The sequence below is a fragment of the Acidobacterium sp. S8 genome (genome assembly GCF_009765985.1).
In the GTDB taxonomy this organism is placed as follows: Bacteria; Acidobacteriota; Terriglobia; order Terriglobales; family Acidobacteriaceae; genus Alloacidobacterium.
Map to the genome: position 1 here is coordinate 46,209 of NZ_LMUM01000028.1, position 22,115 is coordinate 68,323.

General features: G+C 57.2%; 15 protein-coding genes and 1 tRNA gene. 6 read left to right on the forward strand and 10 right to left on the reverse strand.

The genetic code is table 11. The annotated features are described in order from the left end of the window. Positions 1 to 42 precede the first annotated feature (42 nt). The 3 genes from GSQ86_RS11985 to GSQ86_RS11995 form a co-directional block, all read right to left on the reverse strand. Positions 43 to 741 carry a CADD family putative folate metabolism protein gene (locus GSQ86_RS11985; RefSeq protein WP_158750186.1) on the reverse strand — a complete coding sequence of 233 codons (699 nt, stop codon included), beginning with the start codon at positions 739 to 741 and terminating at the stop codon, positions 43 to 45. 75 nt (positions 742 to 816) lie between these two features. After that, positions 817 to 2,727 (reverse strand): hypothetical protein, encoded by a 1,911-nt coding sequence (locus tag GSQ86_RS11990; RefSeq protein WP_158750187.1) that lies wholly within the window; start codon positions 2,725 to 2,727, stop codon positions 817 to 819. 60 nt (positions 2,728 to 2,787) lie between these two features. Beyond that, on the reverse strand, positions 2,788 to 4,458 hold the full coding sequence (locus GSQ86_RS11995; RefSeq protein WP_158750188.1) for a hypothetical protein: 1,671 nt from the start codon (positions 4,456 to 4,458) through the stop codon (positions 2,788 to 2,790). Positions 4,459 to 4,654: 196 nt separating this feature from the next. On the opposite strand from GSQ86_RS11995, the gene GSQ86_RS12000 reads away from it, so the two are divergent. Both GSQ86_RS12000 and GSQ86_RS12005 read left to right on the forward strand, forming a co-directional pair. Next, a complete protein-coding gene (locus GSQ86_RS12000; RefSeq protein ID WP_158750189.1) occupies positions 4,655 to 8,398 on the forward strand; it encodes an alpha-amylase family glycosyl hydrolase in 3,744 nt (1,247 codons plus the stop codon). Between the two features lie 766 nt (positions 8,399 to 9,164). Then, a complete protein-coding gene (locus GSQ86_RS12005; RefSeq protein ID WP_158750190.1) occupies positions 9,165 to 9,653 on the forward strand; it encodes an SgcJ/EcaC family oxidoreductase in 489 nt (162 codons plus the stop codon). Positions 9,654 to 9,697: 44 nt separating this feature from the next. Here the strand turns inward: GSQ86_RS12005 and GSQ86_RS12010 are convergent. Beyond that, positions 9,698 to 9,774, reverse strand: a tRNA-Pro gene (locus tag GSQ86_RS12010). 176 nt (positions 9,775 to 9,950) lie between these two features. Next, positions 9,951 to 12,200 (reverse strand): bifunctional (p)ppGpp synthetase/guanosine-3',5'-bis(diphosphate) 3'-pyrophosphohydrolase, encoded by a 2,250-nt coding sequence (locus GSQ86_RS12015; RefSeq protein WP_158750191.1) that lies wholly within the window; start codon positions 12,198 to 12,200, stop codon positions 9,951 to 9,953. A 110-nt stretch (positions 12,201 to 12,310) separates the two neighbouring features. Here GSQ86_RS12015 and GSQ86_RS12020 point away from each other — a divergent pair, with 110 nt between their 5' ends. Continuing rightward, complete coding sequence (locus GSQ86_RS12020; protein ID WP_158750192.1) at positions 12,311 to 13,588, forward strand: class I SAM-dependent rRNA methyltransferase; 1,278 nt, start codon at positions 12,311 to 12,313, stop codon at positions 13,586 to 13,588. Positions 13,589 to 13,596: 8 nt separating this feature from the next. On the opposite strand, the gene GSQ86_RS12025 is transcribed toward GSQ86_RS12020, so the two are convergent. Together GSQ86_RS12025 and GSQ86_RS12030 are read right to left on the reverse strand one after the other, a co-directional pair. Beyond that, positions 13,597 to 13,965 (reverse strand): carboxypeptidase-like regulatory domain-containing protein, encoded by a 369-nt coding sequence (locus tag GSQ86_RS12025; RefSeq protein WP_158750193.1) that lies wholly within the window; start codon positions 13,963 to 13,965, stop codon positions 13,597 to 13,599. Beyond that, positions 13,962 to 14,153, reverse strand: a complete 192-nt coding sequence (locus GSQ86_RS12030; RefSeq protein WP_158750194.1) for a hypothetical protein — start codon at positions 14,151 to 14,153, stop codon at positions 13,962 to 13,964. Before GSQ86_RS12030 ends, GSQ86_RS12025 begins: the two co-directional genes overlap by 4 nt. A gap of 149 nt (positions 14,154 to 14,302) precedes the next feature. Between GSQ86_RS12030 and GSQ86_RS12035 the strand changes: the two genes are divergently transcribed. The 3 genes from GSQ86_RS12035 (at position 14,303) to GSQ86_RS12045 (ending at position 17,396) form a co-directional block, all read left to right on the forward strand. Further along, entirely contained in the window at positions 14,303 to 15,787 is a 1,485-nt protein-coding gene (locus GSQ86_RS12035) for a M20/M25/M40 family metallo-hydrolase (RefSeq protein WP_158750195.1), read from the forward strand. Positions 15,788 to 15,832: 45 nt separating this feature from the next. Further along, positions 15,833 to 16,639 carry a rhomboid family intramembrane serine protease gene (locus GSQ86_RS12040; protein WP_158750196.1) on the forward strand — a complete coding sequence of 269 codons (807 nt, stop codon included), beginning with the start codon at positions 15,833 to 15,835 and terminating at the stop codon, positions 16,637 to 16,639. A 100-nt stretch (positions 16,640 to 16,739) separates the two neighbouring features. After that, positions 16,740 to 17,396 (forward strand): hypothetical protein, encoded by a 657-nt coding sequence (locus tag GSQ86_RS12045; RefSeq protein WP_158750197.1) that lies wholly within the window; start codon positions 16,740 to 16,742, stop codon positions 17,394 to 17,396. Positions 17,397 to 17,515: 119 nt separating this feature from the next. Here GSQ86_RS12045 and GSQ86_RS12050 read toward each other — a convergent pair whose 3' ends face one another. From GSQ86_RS12050 to hisS, 3 genes are all read right to left on the reverse strand, one after another. After that, positions 17,516 to 18,805 (reverse strand): histidine-type phosphatase, encoded by a 1,290-nt coding sequence (locus GSQ86_RS12050; RefSeq protein WP_158750198.1) that lies wholly within the window; start codon positions 18,803 to 18,805, stop codon positions 17,516 to 17,518. A gap of 23 nt (positions 18,806 to 18,828) precedes the next feature. After that, complete coding sequence (gene aspS, locus GSQ86_RS12055; RefSeq protein WP_158750199.1) at positions 18,829 to 20,700, reverse strand: aspartate--tRNA ligase; 1,872 nt, start codon at positions 20,698 to 20,700, stop codon at positions 18,829 to 18,831. A gap of 103 nt (positions 20,701 to 20,803) precedes the next feature. Continuing rightward, positions 20,804 to 22,084 carry a histidine--tRNA ligase gene (gene hisS / locus GSQ86_RS12060; RefSeq protein ID WP_158750200.1) on the reverse strand — a complete coding sequence of 427 codons (1,281 nt, stop codon included), beginning with the start codon at positions 22,082 to 22,084 and terminating at the stop codon, positions 20,804 to 20,806. Positions 22,085 to 22,115: the final 31 nt, after the last annotated feature.

The window sequence follows — 22,115 nt, forward strand, 5'->3', positions numbered from 1 at the left end:
CACTGAGGTGCATACCCTTCTCAAGCTTTAAGCGTTAGCTAACTAGGGACGCTTACGGGCCTGACGCTCCCGCTCTACACCATCAAGCGCTGACCACAAAGCCGACGCAGTCTGCTCAGCAGCATCCAGTGCCTTCTCCGCCGCTTCCGGGTTCTCTTCTACTTCACCAGTAATCAGTTTGCGCCACACATCGGCGTGCAGCACATCTGCGGTCTGATGAAGAGTAAAGTAACGAGCCGTTGCCGCATCGGCGCCGTAATGCTTCTTCAGGCCGGCGGCCTTTTCACGGGCAATCGCGGGAACACGCGACTCATAAGCATAGAAAGCCGCCAGCGCCGCAGCCGTGCTGCCTTCGCGACCTGCACTTTGCAGCGACGCGATAAGACGCTTCGTTTCCGGTTGCAGCTCGCGGCTCTTTACCTCTGCTTCACTCGCGCCCATGCCCTTGGCAAAATCCATCCAGAGCTCGCTGTGAGCACGATCATCGGGCGATCCAATGCCTTCCTCATCCGCCAGGTTCGCCGCCACCATGCGCCGCGTCGCGCCATCTTCAAGGCGCGAATGCAGAGCGCTCAGATGCGCGGGGAAAGCCGAAACATGATGCCAGTATTCAGCGGCATACTCCCGCAGATCTTCGCGCGTCAGTTCGCCCGCAGTCCACGCGGTATAAAAGGGATGCTTCAGAAGGTTATAGCGCTCTAAGCGCTCCTCGGCCTGCACAAAAAACTTATCTGCGTTCATTTCTGTAACAGTCTCCTCAGCCATCAGTGTAAGGCCATGTCCGCTGCCCTACCGCAAAAGTTTTCAGCGACCGGTTTAGGACGGCCCGTAAACATCCACTTTCCCGTCGTAAGTGGGAACGAAGATCTTTCCCCCGCTCACCACCGGAACGTTGAACTTGTTGTAAACGAACTGGATATTCCATTTCTGGCTATCCCACAAGATACGCATCCCCTTGGTGCCGTCGTTGTAGGTAACAAAATTGTCCGGGTCATAAGCAATCAGCCGTCCCTGCGTCACTTGAGAGTTGGCGTCGCCATACGGAATCAGCGCCCACAGAATCGAAGTCCCTGCCTGATTGTTGTTACTCGAGAGCGACATAAATCCGCCCGGCATCCCGCCGGGTGAATTCGTGCTGTTCGCAGAAGCAATCTCCGCCGACTGCGCCATGTATGTCAGCTTTCCATTCGACGCCATCGCCCAGGCTCTCAGGTTTGAATTTTCTCCCCAGCAGAAAACCATCTTGCCGTGCATCGGGCTCATGTACTGCACCGAAGTCGAATGCATGTGTCGCGTCTTTCCCTGAAAGAGAAAATCAAGCGTCGATGAGTCCTGCGGCGCAGCGTCCACCGGCCCGGGATAGTAGGTATACCAGTACGGCGGCTGCACTAATTTGGCATAGTTCGCAGCAGCATTGGCAAAGTCTGTCGGCACTGTCTTTCCCATATTGTGCTGATTCACAAAGTAAGCAATGCCGTCCTTACCCGCAGCCAGCACAATTCCATATTCAGAAATCAAAGAAATACCAGCTGACCCAAGGTCCTCGTCACTATACGCGCCGGCGTTGATATTGCGCGGCTTCAGGTACGTCAGCTTTCCCACTACCCGCGCCTGCGTCAAATCGCGCTCAGCCATCGAGTTCACTGGACGCGCGACTTCCGTCTCTGCAGTATCTCCCTGCTTTGCCTCTTCACTCGGAGCAGAAATTCCCGCAATTTTCGGAGTGGCTTGCGGCTGTTCAGAAAATGATTTCGTCGGGTCTTTGCCTACGCGTCCACTATCCGAATACGGCGTCCACCAGTCCACAACAGCCAGACTCTTTGCACCGTAATCATATTTCGCCTTGAAGATCGTCTCGCCCCAGTCGTTCTTCGCGTCAAACGAACCGTTGCCCGTCGCGCCATACAGATACCCATCAGCATCGACACACAGACCCGATCCCCCCATCCAGACACCCGCGCCATATCCGGCGCTCATCGCCATCGACGCTCCGATCTTGTTCGTCGCCACGTCATAAGCGAAGATCCATCCCGCTGCGCCGTTCGTCGTCTCAAGCACAGTGCCACTGGCGAAGAAGACCGTCTTCCTGCCATTCACTGTTGCCAGCGCAAGCGAAGACCGCTGCTTGCGCATCGTGCTGCTGTAACGCTGCACCGAGCCCGAAGGAGTCGTATACGTCGCGTCCGCAAGAGGTACAGGCGGATTCGCAAATGTCCCATCGCCAACATGCAGCGAAAAAAGAGAATGCGCAGCCTTCTGCTGCGTCCCATCCGGCGAAATCCACGCAACCACATAAAGTATCTGCGTATCCGGATCGATCACGCCCGTCGACAGAATTCCCCAGTGATCGTTGATCGTATGCATATCGATCGCCGCGCTCCCGTTCACCGGAATCCCCAGCTTCACCATCCACAATTCATCCGAGCTGTTGGCGTCATACGCATGCACCGTGTTGTTCATCGAACAGAGAATCACCACATCGCGCACGTTGCCATCCACAGTCTTCACCTTTGGCAGAATCAGCGGCTGCGCCTCCGCCCCTCGCGCATCGCCCTCCATAAACAGGCTGAAATACTTGCGCAGCCCCTTCTGCGAAACCGTCGCCTGCGTCAAAACTGTCTCATGTGTATTCGCGCCCGTCCGCGAATTGTCATATGCGCGCGTCAGAACCGGAGACATCACTCCTGACGTAGTCTGCGCAGCCAGCGCCAGAGGAAAAAAAAGCATTATGACAAACCGCTTGCATGCTGCATTCACGGAAATCTCCTCGCATCAAATGGGGCCCGGTTACAGATTGGTTGGTGCTTCGTACGTTACAGATAATTCAAAGGCCGTCTCCGGCAGCGGCGTATCGACCGCCACGGTATACCAGTCTTTGCGATCCACACGATTCTGCGCCACCACTGTTTCTCCATCGAGCAGAACCGGCGTGATGTTGTTCTTCGTCGCAAAGTGAACCTGCGTCTTCGCATCCACATAAATCCGTCCGGCAACTGTGCGACGCGCGTGCGCAGCCGGAAGAATATCCAGATCCGAAGCTCCAAAAAATACCTGCGTATGCGTGCGCGGCTCAATCTTCAACTGCTTGTCGGCCGACACGCGTGAAAAGCAGAGATAACTCTTGCCACCCGCATTCGCTGGAATCGTAAACGTCGCGTTCCCATTCTCGTCCGTCCATATATCCGGATGATGACCCGTGTAATCGTGCAGCTGCGTATTCGCACCAAACGAAGTCGCACACGTAATCGTCCGCTTGTTCCACGTATCGAAATTCAGGCAAGTCAGCAGCCCGGGACTATTCCCAACCGAACCGCCATTCCCATCGCGCTCCAGCACCATGACTTTGTCATCGGCCCATCGTGTCGTCGTCGCTCCGTAAGCAAACGTCCGATTGATATAGATCAGATTGTCGATCCACGGCTGCAGCCCATAAGCACCCGGCCACACCTTCGACCCGTAATAGTCCTTGCCGTAGATCAGCACCTGCCTGCACGCAATCGACAACAGAAACGCATAGCCCAGCAGTTTCGAGCTCACCACCTGCTCGCCCGGCGTCGTATCCGTATCCGGATTATCGACAAACCCAAACGACAAATCCGGTCGCCACGAAGCATACCCCGCGCCCTCAAGCGCGAGCGCATTCAGATTGTTGCAGGCCTCCTGAAGAGCAAAATGAAGATTGAAATCCTCCACTCCCGAACGGCCGTTCATCGGAGCCGTCGCCGCCCATCCGTTCAGATTTGCATTGTCTCCATCGAAATACTCCGAATAGAACAGCTTCCCCGCCATCGTCCCATGATTCATAAATTGCGCAACGAAAGGCGGCCACGTTCCCTTCGTGTCATCGAAGCGCGCTCCATCTGCGCCCGTCGTTTGAAATACCCACTCGCCATAATCCAGCGCGTCGTTGATCGTGTAGTTTTGCGGGTTGCACTTCTGGTAAAGCTTCTCGTCCCCAAACGCAAAATCATCCTTCGGCGCCGGAACATCGTCCCGCACCTTCGCCGATCGAAAGCATCCCGGATTCATCGGCCCACGCCCCGTCATCGAACCATCCGCAGCCTTGTATCGATACACGCCATTGTCGCCGCCGATCAGCTGATGCAGCACCAGGTCCAGATCCACCGCAAGCCCATTGCGATGCGCCACCGCCACCAGCCTCCGCAGAGAATCCACCGAGCCATACCGCGTCGGCACGCTTCCCTGTTGATCGAGGCTGCCAAGATCGCGCGGACAATACACGCCATAGCCATCGCAGCCAACGCCCGCTCCGCCCTGCGCCTTCGACGACGGAGGCAGTTGAATACGATCGAAGCCAACCTGCGCCAGCCTGTGCGCATCGCTGGCGAGAAAATCCCACAGCCACGGACTTTTTGGCTCTGTCGAAGGCGCGGGCACCGTAACGCGGTTGCCCTTTGCATCAAAGAATCTACCCCAACCGATAAGACTGATGCTCATCGTCCCTCAAATCTTCAAAAAGGATTAGTTTGGTAGGACCCGGGTCGTGTCAACTTCGAAGAAGGATAGCCAGTATAGCGCGGAGGCATCCATTTCACTCGGAGGAAACTCCGACCGAGTATCGTAGTGTTTTGAGGAATGGTGTCTTCTCCTCGTAGTTTGTTTCAATCAGTAGCGCAGCACGGAGTGTCTGTTCATGGAATTTCATATTTCGCGCTCGATCCGCGAGCGCCTCGATATCGACGAGCTGCTCTTCAGCTACACCGGCAACGTTGTCTTTGCAGATGTAGCCGCAAGCCGCAGGCTCGCAGAGAAGCTGAATAAGGCGCTCAACCCTGAAGCCAATCCGGAGAAAAACATCAACGCCGGCGCGCTCTTCGCCATGGGTCTCATCGACGAGCTGAATCACGCCCTCGTCGCCAGCTATCGCAAAGACATCGACCCCGCCGTCCTCGCCGACGGCATCCGCTGGTTCTCCTCCAAAATCGAACCGGCGCAAATGGAAAAACTGCTTCTTGCCTTCGTCGAGCAGTTCCCCAACGTCTCCGTCTATCGCGAACTCGAAACACCCGCCGAATGGCTGCAGGGCACAACCGACGGCCTGTCCAACCGCGAAGCCGCGCTCGAAGAGCTGATGCTGCTCTGGCTCTCCAACATCAATCCGGCATTCGAGCCCTTCCGCGAGCTCTTCGCCGACACCGGCCTCCAGCAGCAGACCATCTATAAAAATGTCACCGCCGCGCTGCCCGATTACCTCAGCACGCGCCCACCCGTCGCGCCCGAAATCGGCAGCCTCTTTGAAGCTCTGCGCGCGCCCATGCTCGCCTCACCCGGCTCGCTCACCGGGCAGCTCGATTTCATCCGCGAGCGCTGGTCAAAATATCTCGGGTCGGACATCAAACGCATTCTCCTCGCCATCGACGTCCTCCGCGAAGAAGACATCGCCATCTGGATGCGCTTTCACCCACCCGGCCCCGATCATCACCGCCATGCAGCTCCCGGCTTCGGCGGCGAATGGTTCGACAGCGATGAATTCGGCCCATACGATATCGGTCCCGGCGGTGAGCGCCGTCGCCGCTACGCCGAAGGCTATCAGGCCCCTCTGCAGGAATACGAAGCCTTCAGCGCCGATCAGGCATGGATGCCCAACGTCGTACTCATCGCTAAAAGCACCTACGTCTGGCTCGAACAACTCTCCAAAAAATACGGCCGCCACATCCACCGTCTCGATCAGATTCCCGACGAAGAATTGCAGATACTCGCCGACCGCGGCATCACCGGACTCTGGCTCATCGGCCTCTGGGAGCGCAGCATCGCCTCGCGCACCATCAAGCGCCTGCGCGGACAGACCGACGCCGTCGCCTCCGCCTATTCGCTCAAGGACTACAACATTGCCGAAGACCTCGGCGGCGTCAGCGCCTACGAGAATCTCCGCGACCGCGCACGCAACTACGGCCTGCGCCTCGCCAGCGACATGGTGCCCAACCACATGGGCATCGATTCGCCCTGGGTCATCGAGCATCCCGACTGGTTCCTCTATCGCTGGGAAAGCCCCTATCCCGCGTACCGCTTCGAAGGCCCCGATCTCTCACCCGACAGCCGAGCAGAAATCAAGATCGAAGACCACTACTACGACCAGACCGATGCCGCCGTCGCCTTCCGTCTCCGCAGCCATCACGACGGAACCACGCGCTACATCTATCACGGCAACGACGGCACATCCTTCGCTTGGAACGACACCGCGCAGCTCGACTACTCAAAGCACGAAGTCCGTGAGCACGTCATCCAGACCATCCTTCACGTTGCCCGCCAGTTTCCCATCATCCGTTTTGACGCGGCCATGGTGCTCGCCAAGCGCCACGTACAGCGCCTTTGGTTCCCGTTGCCCGGCGCAGGCGGATCGATTCCCTCACGCGCCGAAAACTCCATGTCGCAGGATGAATTTGACGCGCTCATGCCGCATGAGTTCTGGCGCGAAGTCGTCGACCGCGTCGCTGCCGAAGTTCCCGGCACACTGCTTCTCGCCGAAGCCTTCTGGCTGCTCGAAGGCTACTTCGTGCGCACCCTCGGCATGCACCGCGTCTACAACAGCGCCTTCATGAACATGCTGCGCGACGAAGAGAATGCAAAATATCGTTTGTACCTCAAAAAGACCATCGAGTTCGATCCCGACATCCTCAAGCGCTACGTCAATTTCATGAGCAATCCTGACGAGCGCACCGCCATCGACCAGTTCGGCTCCGGCGATAAATACTTCGGCGTCTGCACCCTGCTGGCAACGCTGCCCGGCCTGCCCATGTTCGGCCACGGCCAGATCGAAGGCTACACCGAGCGTTATGGCATGGAATTCAAGCGCGCCCGCATGGACGAGTGGCCCAACGAAGGTTTGGTTGCCCGCCACCAGCACGACATCGCGCCGCTTCTCAAAAACCGGCGCATCTTCGCCGAAAGCACCCGCTTCGTCCTCTACGATTTCTGGACCAGCCATGGAACAGTCGACGAGAACGTCTTCGCCTATTCGAACGAATGGTATGGCCAGCGCTCGCTCATCCTCTATAACAACCGCTACGGCAGCACCCACGGCACCGTTCACATCTCCGTCGCAGCGCGCGAAAAAGCCAATGGCGACCTGCGCCAGAAAACTCTCACCGAAGGCTTGTCGCTGTCCAACGACGGCTCCGTGATTCTCCGATATCGCGACTCGGCGCATAACCTCGAGTATCTCCGCCGCGCCAGCGACCTCGCGCACCACGGCCTGCGCGTCGATCTGCGCGGCTACCAGTACATGGTGCTGCTCGACTGGAGCGAGCTGCGCTCGACCGCCGAGTATCCGTGGGACGCCCTCTGCGACGCCCTCAACGGCGACGGCGTCCACAATCTCGATGAAGCCCTCACCAAGCTTCGCCTCCGCCCCCTGCATGACGTGCTGCGTCAGATCATCAGCAGCAGGGAGATCCAGTGCTTCGCCGACGTTTCAGCAATGCGGCCGCAAAAAGGCAAAGAAGCCAGGAAGCCTGAGCCGGCAACCGCTCAGAAGACCGCGGAAAAAGATGCAGCTGTACCTTCAACGCCGGAAACCAGCCTCGACCCACATCTCGAGAGCTTTGTAAAAAAGAGCAGTCTCTTCTTTGAAAGAGCTCTTGATTACCTTCCCTGGGAAGAGCGTCAGGCCATAGAAAACCCCGTCGCCGAAAGCAGCAAAGAAAGTACGGCCAAGCCGCCGGCCGCCATCGATGTCAGAGAGTCATACAAACAATCGTGCGAAAAACTCGCCGCTGCAGCCGCCGCGCTCCCCACGTTGGAAAAGCACTTCTCAACAACATGGCCGGCAGCGGTTCGCTACATGCTCCCGAGCAATGAGCCGGGATCGTCTCTCGATTTCACCTGGGCGCCGGTGCTTGCGTGGATCGTTCTGCGCAGCATCCCGGGTCAGGATCTGACCCTGTCCCTCTTCGACACGCTTCACCTGCGGTCGGCGCTCGCCGAGACCTTCGCCTCTCTCGGCCTGGAGGGCATCCAGACCTGGCAGATGGCCGCCCGTGTCCGGGCACTGCTGGCGCACGCCGAAACCTCATCGCCCTTCACCATGCTGGAAGCATCTTTCTGGGAAGATCCGGACATTCGCTGGCTCACCGGCGTCAACGAATCCGGCAGCAAGACTTACGTGAACAAAGAGCAGTTCGAAGAAATGCTCAGCTGGATGCAGCTGCCCGCATTGCTCGAAATCTCCGAACAAGGTGCCAATCAGCCCCAATCCCTCACCGAAGTAGAAGCCGCCGTAACCGCCGCCTGCCACGCCATCACCAAAGCGGGCTATACCCTCGACAAAATGCTTCCGCCGGTAACAAAGAAAGACGAGAAAACAGTCCCGAAATCTGAAAAAGTAGAGCCGTCCGCAGAACTAGCCGCAGCAGCGTCGTCGGCAACGAAGGCAAAATAACGTACCCCTCAGATGCGCCGAAAATACGCGAAACGACACTTAACTCCGAGTTAAGTGCATGTTTTCGCGCGAAATACCACCCTCCCTTTGAAGGCAAAAAACCAGCACTCCTCGGCATAAACTCCTGCCCCGTCATTCTGAGCCGCAGGCGAAGAATCTCCAACTCACTCTCGCACACCCAGAAACTCGCTGACGCCAAGAAGGGTAAGCCAGGGGACTAGGGTGCCCCACATCTCGCAGAGATGTGGGATCACAGCCAGCATAAACTCCGTCATTCTGAGCCGCAGGCGAAGAATCTCCAACCCAACCCTCGCACCACAAAAACTCACTGAGGCCAAGAAAGGTAGAAGCACCGGCCTTCAGGCCGGTGAACCAGCATCCGACAACACGAGGGCCTTCAGGCCCGGGCTTTACGTTGTCAAGCCCCCAACCGCATTTAATCTCGCAACTCACACATTCTAAAAAGAAAAAAGACCGCCCAAATTTGGCAGTCTATTTTCCCGAAACTGATAAAATAGAACTAGAGCCAAAGAAACGCCCGCTTTAAAAGCGGGCGTTTCCTATTTAACCAGAGGACCCCCCTCGCAAGTGATTGAAAACACTAGAACGTACCTAAGCTTAATAAAATCAATGGGATAGCAGAGAATCATCCCCCTGTAAATGATTGAAAACAAAAGAAAAGCTCCCCGACCCGGGGGGAGGGGGAGTATCCGGCAGGAAGCAGAATGAAATGAGATGCTGACAAAGAAAGCCCGAGGGAAACCGAATGAAACGACGTCTAGTATTGTGTGCTCCGCTTGTCGTCATATGCCTGCTGACCGCGTGCAACCACTCCTCCGCGAACCACGACGTCGACATCAAAGCGCTCCAGGACAACGAGAACCAGTGGAATCAGGATTACGCCGCTAAGGATGCCGACAAAATCGTGTCGCATTACGCCGACGACGCCGTCCTCTTCGGCCCCGGAATGGCTCCTACCGTAGGCAAGGATGCAATTCGCAACATCGTAAAAGAGATGGTTTCCGATCCCGCCATGTCGCTGAAGTTCCAGGCCTCCAAAATCGACGTAGCAAAGTCAGGCGACATGGCAACTACTCAGGGGACCTACACCATGATCATGACAAACCCCGGGACGAATCAGCCGTTCACCGACCACGGAAGCTTCGTCGCCGTCTACCGAAAAGAGCCGGACGGCACATGGAAAGCAGTCTCCGACATAGCAACCTCGGAGTTGCCGATCCACCCAGCCAGTTAGCCGTCAGATTTGGGGTAAGAAGTAAATTCTGGATTTCGAAGGAATGGTCGGGACGGGCAGATTTGAACTGCCGACCCCTCGCACCCCAAGCGAGTGCTCTACCAGGCTGAGCCACGTCCCGACACAGGGGGTCTACCTCAGTGTACACGACCAAAGCCGTCTCCGGCGCACAGGCCACACGCACCCTCCAATAAATCAGAAGCCCTTAGCTTTTGGTAGAAGCACCGGCCTTTAGGCCGATGAAAAAGGTGCCAACCAGAAGGGGCTTTAGCCCCGGTTACTGCCCGAATGCGGTTACTAAAGCTTTTGCGAACGCTGCACATCACGCACGCCCGGAACCCGCCGGATGCCCATCACCAGCCGGTTCAAATGCCGCACATCTTCGGCATCGACAATAAACTCCACCGTCGCATCGTTATTCGGGCCAGGCCGTGAATCGACCGACCGGATGTTCGTGTTATCGTCGCTGATTGCCGCCGTAAGCTCCTTCAGCATACCCGCGCGGTCATCGCAATAGACCGTCAGCTTCACCGGATAGGTCGTCTTGCGTCCCTGTCCTTCATCCGCAGGCCGAGCCCACTCCACCGAGATACGACGGTCGGACTCGTATAGCAGATTCTGCACATTCGGGCAGCTTCGCGCGTGTACCGCAACCCCCTTGCCACGTGTAACGTAGCCGATAATCTCTTCCCCGCGAATCGGGTTGCAACATCGCGCGCGATAGACCAGCAGCTCATTCTGCCCTTCGACCTGGAGCGAATCCGTTCCGCTCGCCATCGAGACGCGCTTGACCGTATCCGAAACACCGGAGGCCGCAGCTTCTGTCTCAGCCGCATGCTGGCTGGTAACACCCGGTGCCAGACGGTTGAGTACCTGCCGCGCCGAATACTTGCCGAAGCCGACAGCCGACAGCAGATCATTGGGGGTGGCCACACTGTACTCGGCCGCAATGCGCTCGTAATCCGACTCGTCAAATTTCGAGAGTGAAACCTTGTATTTTCGCGCCTCCCGCTCCAGCAGCTTGCGGCCAATTTCAATCGCCCGTTCCCGCTGATGTTCATTGAGCCAGTGCTTGATTTTGTTGCGCGCGCGCGAACTCTTAACGAAGGTAAGCCAGTCGCGGCTTGGCGTGTGACCGTTCTGCGTCACCACTTCCACAATGTCGCCATTACGCAGCTTCGAGCGCAGCGGCACCATGCGTCCGTTCACCTTCGCGCCAATACAGGAGTGTCCGACTTCGGTGTGAATCGAATAAGCGAAATCGAGCGGGCTCGCATCCTTGGGCAGAACCACAACCTTGCCCTTCGGTGTAAAAGTGTAAACCTCTTCCGGATAGAGATCGATCTTGAGCGTCGAGAGGAACTCGTTCGGGTCGCTCATCTCGCGCTGCCATTCAACCAGCTGCCGCACCCACGCTAATCTCTGCTCGTCGCGCGCGCTGATCGGCGAACCATTGGACTTGTATTTCCAGTGCGCGGCAATGCCTTCTTCCGCGATGCGGTGCATCTCTTCGGTGCGAATCTGCACCTCGAACTGGTGTCCGCCCTCGCCCATCACTGTGGTGTGCAGTGACTGATACAAATTAGGCCGCGGCATTGCGATGAAGTCTTTGATGCGCCCCGGAACCGGTCGCCAGATGCTGTGGATCAAGCCGAAGACCGCATAGCAATCCTGCACGCTGGTCGTGATCACGCGTAGCGCCAGCAGGTCGTATACCTGATCGACAGTCGTGCGCGCCTTGATGAGCTTCTGGTTCACGCTGTAAAGACGCTTGATGCGCCACTCCACACGCGCCTTGATGTTGTTCTCGCGCAGCTTCTCCTGCAACAGCGCATCCACGCCGACAAGGAACTGCTCGCCTTCGCTGCGCCGCTCTTCGACCGCATCCTGCACCTGCTGATACGCGTAAGGATCGACAAAGCGGAAGGCTAGGTCTTCCAACTCTCCACGCACCTTACCCATGCCGAGGCGGTGCGCCAGCGGTGCATAGATATCCAGCGTCTCGCGAGCGATCATCTGCTGCTTATCTACTGGAAGGTGTTCGAGCGTGCGCATGTTGTGCAGCCGGTCGGCCAGCTTGATCAGGACGACGCGCACATCGCTGACCATCGCCAGCAGCATCTTGCGGACATTCTCTGCCTGACGGTCTTCCTTGTTGGCGAACTGGATCTTGTCGATCTTGGTGACACCCTCGACGATATGCGCCACCTGCTCGCCGAACTTGGCAGTGATATCGGCAGTTGTGACCGGAGTATCTTCGACAGCATCATGCAAAAGGCCCGCGGCAATAGCGGTAGAGTCCAGCTTCATCTCCGCGAGAACAATCGCCACCTCCAGCGGATGAAGCACATACGGCTCGCCCGAAGCCCGCAGCTGCCCTTTGTGATGTTCCAGGCAGAATTCCCAGGCTTTACGGATGATTTCGGTATCGTCGCTGGGCCGGTTGGCGCGGACGGTCGCGATCAGCTTCTCTACCCGTAGCGCAAAAGGATCAGCAACAGGGAGAGGTTTCGCGGGTTGCACTGACGCACTTTGCGCAGTTGCCATACTTGATTATAGGCTTTCGATGCAAATCGGTCATAAAGGAATCAGCCTGCAGCGTATCTTCCACATTCCGATGCAACTTCCCGTTAAATCATCCATGCGAAGATGAGACTATGCCCGGACGCAAACAAGAAATACACGCAAAGCAGAAGCGATCTCACCAGCCTGCCGCGTCTCAGGTGGAAATCGCAGCACCCGCGGCAATCATCTCCAGGCGCGCAGCCGACCGCCTTCGCGCCGGGCATGTCTGGGTTTATCAATCCGACGTCGAGCAGATTGTTGGCGAGCCTTCCGGCCTGATGCCGGTTGCCGATCATCGCGGCATCCCGCTTGGAACAGCCCTTTACAGCCCGGCCTCGCAAATCTCTCTTCGTCTCATATCAACAGAGATCATCGACCCGGCGCAGTGGCTCGAACTGCTACGCACGCGCCTGCAACATGCCATCCGGATGCGGCGTCCGATGCTCAACGCAGAAACGAATGCCTGCCGCGTGGTCTTCAGCGAAGCCGACGCACTCCCCGGCATCATCATCGACAAGTACGGCGACCTCGTTATTCTGCAATTGCTCGCCAAAGCACTGGATAACACTGAAACCCGCACAGCCGTCGTCGACGTTGTAAGGGAAGAACTCAACTCGAGTACGATCATCGAGCGTCCCGACCCGCGCATCCGCGAACTGGAACAACTCAGCGCTCCCGCAACAACTCCGCTCTACGCAGCCGACCCTGAACAGCCACTTCTGAGCACCGATTTCCAGCTCAACGGCTTACGCTTTCACTACGATGCCAACACTGGCCAGAAGACTGGAGCCTTTCTCGACCAGCGAGAAAACTATGCCGCCGCTGCACGCTACGCACACGGAGAAGCCCTCGATATCTGCACCTACCAGGGTGGATTCGCGCTGCATATGGCACAGAGTTGTCCTCGCGTTACGGGTGTCGATATCTCACGCGCCGCTCTAGAAACTGCGGAGAAGAATCTTGCCGCGAACGCAGCACAGCTCAAAAACTCACAGGTGGACTGGATCGAGGCGAACGCCTTCGACCTGCTTCGCGACTGGAGCCAATCCGAAGCCACGTACGACACGATAGTGCTCGATCCGCCAGCCTTCGCGAAATCGAAGCGGGCAGTCGAAGGAGCGCTGCGCGGCTACAAGGAACTGAACCTGCGCGCTATAAAGATGCTACGTCCCGGCGGGATACTCGTCACTAATTCCTGTTCGCACCACGTCTCGCTGGCTGATTTTCAGCAGATCATAGCGGCGGCTGCGGGAGATGCCGGACGTCGTGTACGCCTCATCGAAAGGCGCGGCGCCGCTGCAGATCATCCCGTCGTCCTGACCATTCCAGAGACGGAATACCTCAAGTGCCTGATCTGCAGCGTCGAATAAACTGCGCGTTACTTGATGTGCAGATCGATAAAGAGCTGCTTTTTTGAGTTGAATGAGCTGATCGTCTTCTTATCGCTCTTTTTGCCTTTGTATTCGGCCCACAGCTCGTAGTCGATATCACTGGAAAGCTGGCCGAAGCGATAGCTGCCATCCTGCGTGGAAATGAAGCTCTTGACGTTATTCGTCTTCGAGTCCTGCAGGTAGACCACTGCGCTGTTCAGCGGCGCGCTCGCCTCATAGACCTTGCCTTCGACCGACCGCACTGCGTTGCTCTGCGCCCGGCCTGCTGCAGGAGCCAGCAGGCAAATAGCGGTTAGAGCGAAAACTGCTACCTGCCCACGTTTCAGGCGGGCAGGACTACAGAAAAACTGCTTCATTCTTCTTCCTCGTCTTCCACTTCTTCGTCTTCATCCTCATAGCCTTCTTCCACCTTGGAAAGCTCCAGAGGATCGGTGGCAACAATTTCAAATTCGGTTCCGCACTCATCGCAGACGACCACGTCACCTTCGTCTACTTCTTCCTCATCGAAATCGAGTACGCTCTCACATTCAGGACAAATCGGCATAAATCCCTCCAGGCCAAGTGGAGTATTAGGATGATTACAACAAATTGCAGGATGCAACTTCGTTAGTTTTTAAGAGAAGCGCGCGCACGTCAAGCCGTTTCCCTTGAATTCAAATTCTTCTCATACGATCCCTCGCTCCGGAGATTCTAATGAAAGCCTGTCTCAGACCGCTTGCAATAGCCGTCGTTCTCACTGCAATGACTTCCGCAACTGGCGTTCATGCTTTTTCTGACGACCTGAAGCGCGATCTGGATGCCATCGGAGCGCCCATTCGTCCTGCGCCCGTGGATCCTGCCATTGCACATGCTTTGCAGCAAATCTCCCCCCAGCAGGTTCAGCACACCATCGAAACTCTGGTCAGCTTCCATACCCGCAACACGCTTTCCAGCATGACCAGGGACCTGCCAGCCGGGCAGGGTGTAAGCGCCGCCGCCGACTGGATCGAGTCCGAGCTCAAACGCTACTCAGCTGACTGTTCCGGTTGCCTTGAGGTGAGACGTGACACCTTTACGGAAAGTCCACAAGGCCGGGTACCGCAGCCGACAACGATCACAAATGTATACGCCATTCTGCGCGGATCGGATCCCTCACAGGCAAAACGCATGTACCTTGTCACCGGCCACTACGACTCGCGCAACACCGATGTGCTCGACACGCATGGCTTCGCCCCAGGCGCCAACGATGACTCCTCCGGTGTGGCCGTAAGCCTGGAATGCGCACGCGTGCTCTCCAGGCTCAAGCCGCGCGCCACCATCATCTTCGCTGCCGTTGCCGGTGAGGAGCAGGGGCTGAACGGCAGCCGCCACCTGGCAAAGCTGGCAAAATCCGAAGGCTGGCAGCTGGAAGGCGTGCTGAATAACGACATCGTGGGGGGCAACACCACGCCCGGCGACACGCTGCAGAACAAATCGCTGGTCCGCGTATTCTCTGAGAGCATCCCGGCGCCAGCTACGCCTGAGCAGGCGCGGCTCATCCAGGGCCTCGGCTACGAGAGCGATTCCTCATCTCGCGAGCTGGCGCGGATGATTCTCGATCTGAGTACGACCTATCACGGCATCGGAAATGCCCGGAAATCCTCCAGCGGATCAGCTTATTTCCGTCCGGTTCTCGAATTCCGGCGTGACCGCTTCCTCCGCGGAGGCGATCACACTTCTTTCAACCAGGAGGGATTTCCAGCCGTCCGCTTTACCGAATGGCGCGAGGATTTCAACCACCAGCACCAGAATGTGCGCACTGAAAACGGCATCGAATACGGTGATCTGTTGAAGTTCGTCGATTTTCAGTATGTCGCCCATGTCGCGGCTCTGAACGCCGCGACGCTGGCTACATTGGCCTACGCGCCTCCCGCTCCGGAAAATGTGCGTGTCGTAACAAAAGACCTTGATAACAACACAACGCTTCATTGGATCGGCTCCGATGCTCCTTCTGGCACAAAATACGAAATTGTCTGGCGAGAGTTGACAGCTCCGACCTGGCAATTTTCCACCAACAAAGGAATCAATCCGAGTAACCAGGCTCCCGGCGAATATGCCGTCACTCTTCCCATTTCAAAGGACAATGTCATCTTCGGGGTACGCGCCGTCGATGCCGAGGGGCACCGCAGCCCCGCAGTCGCTCCCATGCCGGAGCGTTAAACAAAGGCGCTGGCTGTCTATTTCTGAGAAAATAGGACAGCCTGTATGCCACGTTCTGCCGGAATACTAAATTTTCCCGATTTCCGCGGATTCACCCGCGCGCTGATCCTCTGGAATGTCGGCGCATACTTCCTGTTGCTGCTGCTGCAGGTGGTCTCTGCGGCACTTGCCAATGATGTCGTGCGCTTCGGCGCGCTCATTCCGCCGCTCTTCCTGCACGGCTTCCTGTGGCAGATCGTAACTTACTGCTTCATCCATGTCGGAATTCTCGGCACCGCACTTGAACTGCTCTCGCTTTGGTTCCTTGGCAGCTTTCTTGAGGGAATCCACGGACCGCGCTGGCTGGCGGAACTCTTTTTCACCAGCGTCATCGGAGCCGGCCTTACAGCTGTCGGCCTCAGCCTCGTGTTGCACGCAGATACCTTCGCCATCACCGGGGCCTTCGGCGGCATCTTCGGCCTGCTGGTCGCCTTCGGCGTTCTGTACGGCAACATGGAATTCATGCTCTTCCCCTTGCCGATGACGATGAAGGCGAAATACCTCGTCATCGTCTACATGCTTATTGCTGTGGCCATGGTCTTCTCCTCCAGCCGCGTCTATGCGCTCGCTCAGTTAGGCGGAGCGCTCGCCGGCTATCTCTATGTCAAGGCCGCGCCGCGCCGCGGATACGCATTCGCCACCAGCGAAAAGTATTTCGGAGTGCGCAACAACTACTACCGCTGGAAGCGCCGTCGCGCCGCGAAAAAGTTCGAAGTCTACATGCGCAAGCAGAACCGGGATGTGCACTTCGACAAAGACGGCCGCTATCAAGGCTCGGAAAAAGATCCCAACGATCGCCGCTGGATGAATTGACGGTACGCTTCCATGCACTGACACATGTCCGTCTAACCGTGTATCGTGAATACTTACAGCCTTTTGTGATGTTTGAAGAATGAGGTTTGAAAAAAGCAGCGTGATTTCAAGAATTCGCTCCGTCTATGCAGCCCTGGCACTTTTTGTAACCTTTGCCGCGTCCCCAGTACTTAGCGCTCAGGTGCAGGCCACAGCGCCCGTCACCACTCTGCCGCAATATCAGCAGCGGTGGGACCTCTACGGCGGCTTTTCCTATTCGCACTTCAACCCCGGTGCGGGCACAGGCGTGCATGCCAACAACCTCACCGGCTGGAATGGCGATGCAACTGCATGGTTCAAGCAGCTTTTCGGCCTCGAATTCTCAGCGCGCGGCTATTACGGCACCATCGAGGTGCCTCCGAATGCCTACAACGTAACCAAATCCGATATGTCCGAACATCTCTTCCTCGTCGGACCAAACTTTCGCCTTTACCGCAGGGAGAATTACGCCGCAGGCTTTCACGCGCTGATCGGCGCAGCCAACGGCTCCTTCGATGAAGGATTCAAAGACACGGGCGCACAGCCTTACCAGGTTGGCATCTATAACAACAAGCTCGCCTTTGGCGCAGCCGTCGGCGGATGGGCCGATTACAACCTCAATCCCAGGTGGGCAGTGCGCTTCACCGCAGACTGGCAGCCGACGCACTATGGCTATGCATATCAGAACGAATTTGCCGGAACCGCTGGCGTAGTCTACAAGCTCGGATCACTGCGCTAACGATTGCTACCTACCCGAGAGCCGTAATTCTGAGCGCAGCGAAGAATCCATGAAATGCAACAGAACGGGAGTTCCTGACGCATGATTCATGGTCTCGCCCTATATTCAGTCACGGCACTCTACGGTTTGCCCGAGTGATCGACGAACTTCTCATCGATCGCGCCACGCACGATCCTGCTGAATACCTTCAAATCGCAGGGATACCCGGGAGCCGCCTCGCTGCAGCCGGGAACGAACACCGGCACCAGCGACGGCTGTTCTTTTCCTTCAAGCGAAATCAGAAAACGCATCTGGTCCAGCGTCTGGCTCGCGAATAAGACCCTCACCGTATCCCGTCCAGTCGCAGTATTCTGGTACAGCTCGAAGACAAAACCGCTTCCCGGTGGCGTAGCGTCTCGCGGCTGATCGGGCAACAGCCACGACAGCCCCAGCAAACCTCCAAGCCATGTCTCATTGCTGTCGTGCCCGGCAAGTAGCACGAAGCGGTCTGCGAGAGGCGCCAGCGCGTCAGCATCTTTTTTACCGGAGGCAGCCTGCTCCAGCGTGGCATCCAGCCGATATGCAACATTTGAAGCCGCAATCTGCGCAAAATAGGGCGTTCGCAAAATGAAATCGTGATAGCTCGTATTCATCGCCATCAGATCATCCAGTTTTTCTCGCGAAACACGTCCCCACCCCATCTGCTCCATCGGCAGACCTTCGGTGTATTGCAGCAGAAAGTGCTCGGCGAAATCCGCGCCGATACTCACCGGCGTCTCGATGCTGACAATCTCCCCGTCGGGAACAGCCTTTATCTCCGAAGGCGAATCCAGCAATTTCTGCTTGTTCTTATCGCAATCGGGTCCGGCGCAATCGAGAAGAATAGCCTGCAAATCACCTAGCTGCTGCCGATAGCCGTTAGGCCACCAGTCGATACGTCCGCCCAGCCGCCCCAGGATCGCCGCAGCCAACTTGTCGTGATCTGCGGCATCGCTGAAAGTGGCCTGCCCAAACAGAGGATCGCGCTCCCGCCCTTGTCGCGCATGCACTTCAACCGGGCAACCTGGAGCCAGCCCCGCCAGTAATGCATGTGCCGAAGCAATCGTCCGCTGTGAGTTGTTCGCGATAGCAAAGACACCTGCATGGTCACACTCAGTACCGCCAAGTAGACCCGCATAATGCTCGCGGTAGAAGGAGCCCATCAAACGCAAGGCGTCCGCTCCATGCTGCGTCAGCACGCCCGGCGCAACCGGCCATTTTGCCCAGGGCTGCGCGTTATATAGGTTGTCACGCATCTCGCTGGCAATCGGCGCACGTACGCCGTGGCGGCTGATGACCACAACCAGCTTCAATTTTTCGGGGGATGCCTCCGCTCCATAGAGCGGAAGCATCGTTACGAAGAGAGAAAGAAATGCAGCAAGTCTGAGCATGGCGTAGCCTGCCCAGTGTAGCGCTAGCTCTTTAATGCAGTGCGAATATGCAACTCTTTCAGTTGCACATCACTCACCGGAGTAGGAGCGTCTACCATCAAATCGATGGCCTTGGCCGTTTTCGGGAAAGCAATGACCTCACGCAGACTCGTCGCACCGGCCAGAATCATAACCAGGCGATCAAGCCCCAGCGCGATACCGCCGTGCGGAGGCGTGCCATACTGCAGCGCCTCAAGGAAGAACCCGAAGCGTTCCTTCGCCTCTTCCTCTGACATGCCGAGTGCCGAAAATATCTGCTTCTGCACATCCTGCCGGTGAATACGGATCGAGCCCGAACCCAGCTCCAACCCATTCATCGCGAGATCGTAATAACGCGCACGTACTGAAGCAGGATCGGAAACCAGCCGGTCCATGTCTTCCTCGTGCGGCGAAGTGAAGGGATGGTGCGCAGGCATCCACTTGCCCGTCTCCGGATCGTGCTCGAACATCGGGAAATCCGTCACCCAGATCGGGCGAAATGCCGCCGAGCCATCGACGATTCCGGTGTTGCGCTCCTCCGCGCCAACCACTGCATCTGTGACCGCGAAAGCACCGTGCCGATCGGCATACTTCTTCGCCAGCTCCACGCGGAAGTTTCCGGCAGCCGAATACACCGCAATCTCGCGTTCTGAAAGCCTTCCCTCGACCTTCGTATCGCTGGCGTTGATGTGCGTAGCCGCATCGCCGGCAACGATGATGAGCAGATCGCCTTCTTCGGCCTTTGCCAGTTCACGCAGCTTGACCACGGCATCCGGGAACGACTTCTCCAGCCGCTTCAAATCGTCGATATACTTCGCACCCTTGCGCGTATCGAAGAGCGGCTTATTGTCGTCGCGCTCCTTGCGCGAAAGCTCGCCCACCTTTGGAATACGCAGCGCGACAACCGGCAGCGCAGGATCGATGGCCAGCGTTGTAAGATCGCTCTCCGCAAACGCGGCCTTCACATCGGTCAACCCCGGCAGCCGCAAATCCGGCTTATCGATACCGAACTGCCGCATCGCATCGTCATAGGTGATCTGCGGAAACGGCACAGGCAACGAAATCCCCACCGCCGCAAACGACGACGCCAGAAAACCTTCCACCACACGGAAGATCGTCTCCTGCTGCGGAAACGTCATTTCGAGATCGATCTGTGTAAACTCCGGCTGACGGTCCGCGCGAAGGTCTTCATCGCGGAAGCAGCGCGCAATCTGAAAATAGCGGTCGAAGCCGGAGATCATCAGAATCTGCTTGAACAGCTGCGGCGACTGCGGCAGCGCATAGAAATTCCCGGCATGCACACGGCTCGGAACGAGGTAATCGCGCGCACCCTCAGGCGTCGAGCGTGTCATGAACGGCGTCTCTACCTCGTAAAAACTCTGTGCCGAAAGATACTGCCGCACCGCGAGTGCAATCTTGTGCCGCACCTCAAAGTTGCGCTGCATCTCCGCGCGACGCAGATCCAGATAGCGATACTTCAGCCGCACTTCTTCGTTGCCAATCGCATCTTCCGCAGGCGAAAACGGAGGCACCTTCGCATCGTTCAGAATGCGAACTTTATCTGCGACAATCTCAATCTCGCCAGTCACCATTTTCGGATTGATGACATCCTTGCCGCGCAGCCGCACTTTGCCAATTGCAGCGACCACATACTCCGGCCGTGCTTGCTCTGCCTTCGCGTGGCCCGCCGGGCTCAAATCCTTATCCAGCACCACCTGCGAAATCCCGTAACGATCGCGCAGATCGAGAAAGATCAGATTGCCATGATCGCGGCGACGGTTGACCCATCCAAGCAGAACAACAGATTTCCCGGCGTCTTCAGCGCGAAGCTCGCCGCAGGTGTGTGTACGTTGCAACGTTCCTAAAAAGTCCAGCAAGATTTCTTCCTTATCTCAAAGAAGCACAGTATCCACTGCACTACTCAAACATCATTGTCATCCTGAGCGCAGCGCCGAAGGCGTGCAGTCGAAGGACCTGCTTTTATTTTCTCAGCACCGGGACAATATCAGCACGAGGCACCTTCACCTGCTCACCGCTTGCAAAATCCTTCACAGTCAAGATACCCGACTGTTGTTCATCCTCACCAAACAGCACAATCTTCCGCGCCAGCTTGTTCCCCATTTCGAACGACTTCTTCAAACGGAATCCACCATCGCCCAACTCCACGCGCAATCCAGCACGCCGCAATTCACGCGCCAGCTTCAGCGCCGCCGGATTCAGCCCCTCACCCATCGGCGCAACATAAGCATCCGCCAGATTGGTGCGAGCAGCCGCCTGTGCTTCCAACGTCAGAATCAGCCGGTCTTCACCCATGGCAAATCCAATGCCCGGAGCCTTCGGGCCGCCGATAATCTCCGACAAGCCGTCATAGCGCCCACCGCCAAGCAAAGCATTTTGCGCGCCCAGTCCACCATGCGTAAATTCAAAGGTCGTGCGGGTGTAATAATCCAGTCCACGCACCAGCCGCGGATTCACCGTATACGGCACCCCGCAGGCATTGAGCGCCGCGCAAACAGCCGCAAAATGCGCCTTCGACGACTCATCCAGAAAATCCGCAATTTTCGGCAGCTTATCGATGATCTCCTGATCGCCCGGATCTTTCGAGTCAAGCACCCGCAAAGGATTCGTCTCCGCCCGTCGCTGATTGTCCTCACACATCAGGTGCTTGACCGGACCAAGCGCCTCGCGCAAAGCCGCGACATAGCGAGGGCGATCCATAGCCGAGCCGACAGAATTGATTTCCAGATGCCAGCCGGTAATGCCAAGCTCATCCAGCAGCGTCGCCAGCATCTCCAGCACTTCGGCATCGCGCAGCGGCGACTCAGACCCCGCACTCGGCGGCCCGATCACCTCCGCGCCAATCTGGTAGAACTGCCGATAGCGCCCCTTCTGCGGACGCTCGCGTCGAAACTGCGGCCCAATGTAATAGAGCTTCTGCAGCAGCCCCGTCTCACCCAACTTGTGTTCGATATAGGCGCGCACCACGCCAGCCGTATTCTCAGGCCGCAGTGTCAGCGATTGCGCCTTTTCTGACTGCGCCCGCGCGCGGTCTTCCCACGTATACATCTCTTTCGAAACGATGTCGGTCTCTTCACCCACGCCGCGCGCAAACAGCTGAGTGTCTTCAAAAACAGGCGTGCGAATCTCGCCGAAGTTGTAGCGCGCAAAAACGCGGCGCGCCGTCTCTTCCACAAAATTCCAAAGTTCGGTTTCTGGCGGCAGTAAATCCCGTGTGCCGCGAACGGCTTTCAATGTACTCATTGTTGCGGATAGGCCCTTACTTCAGCTTATC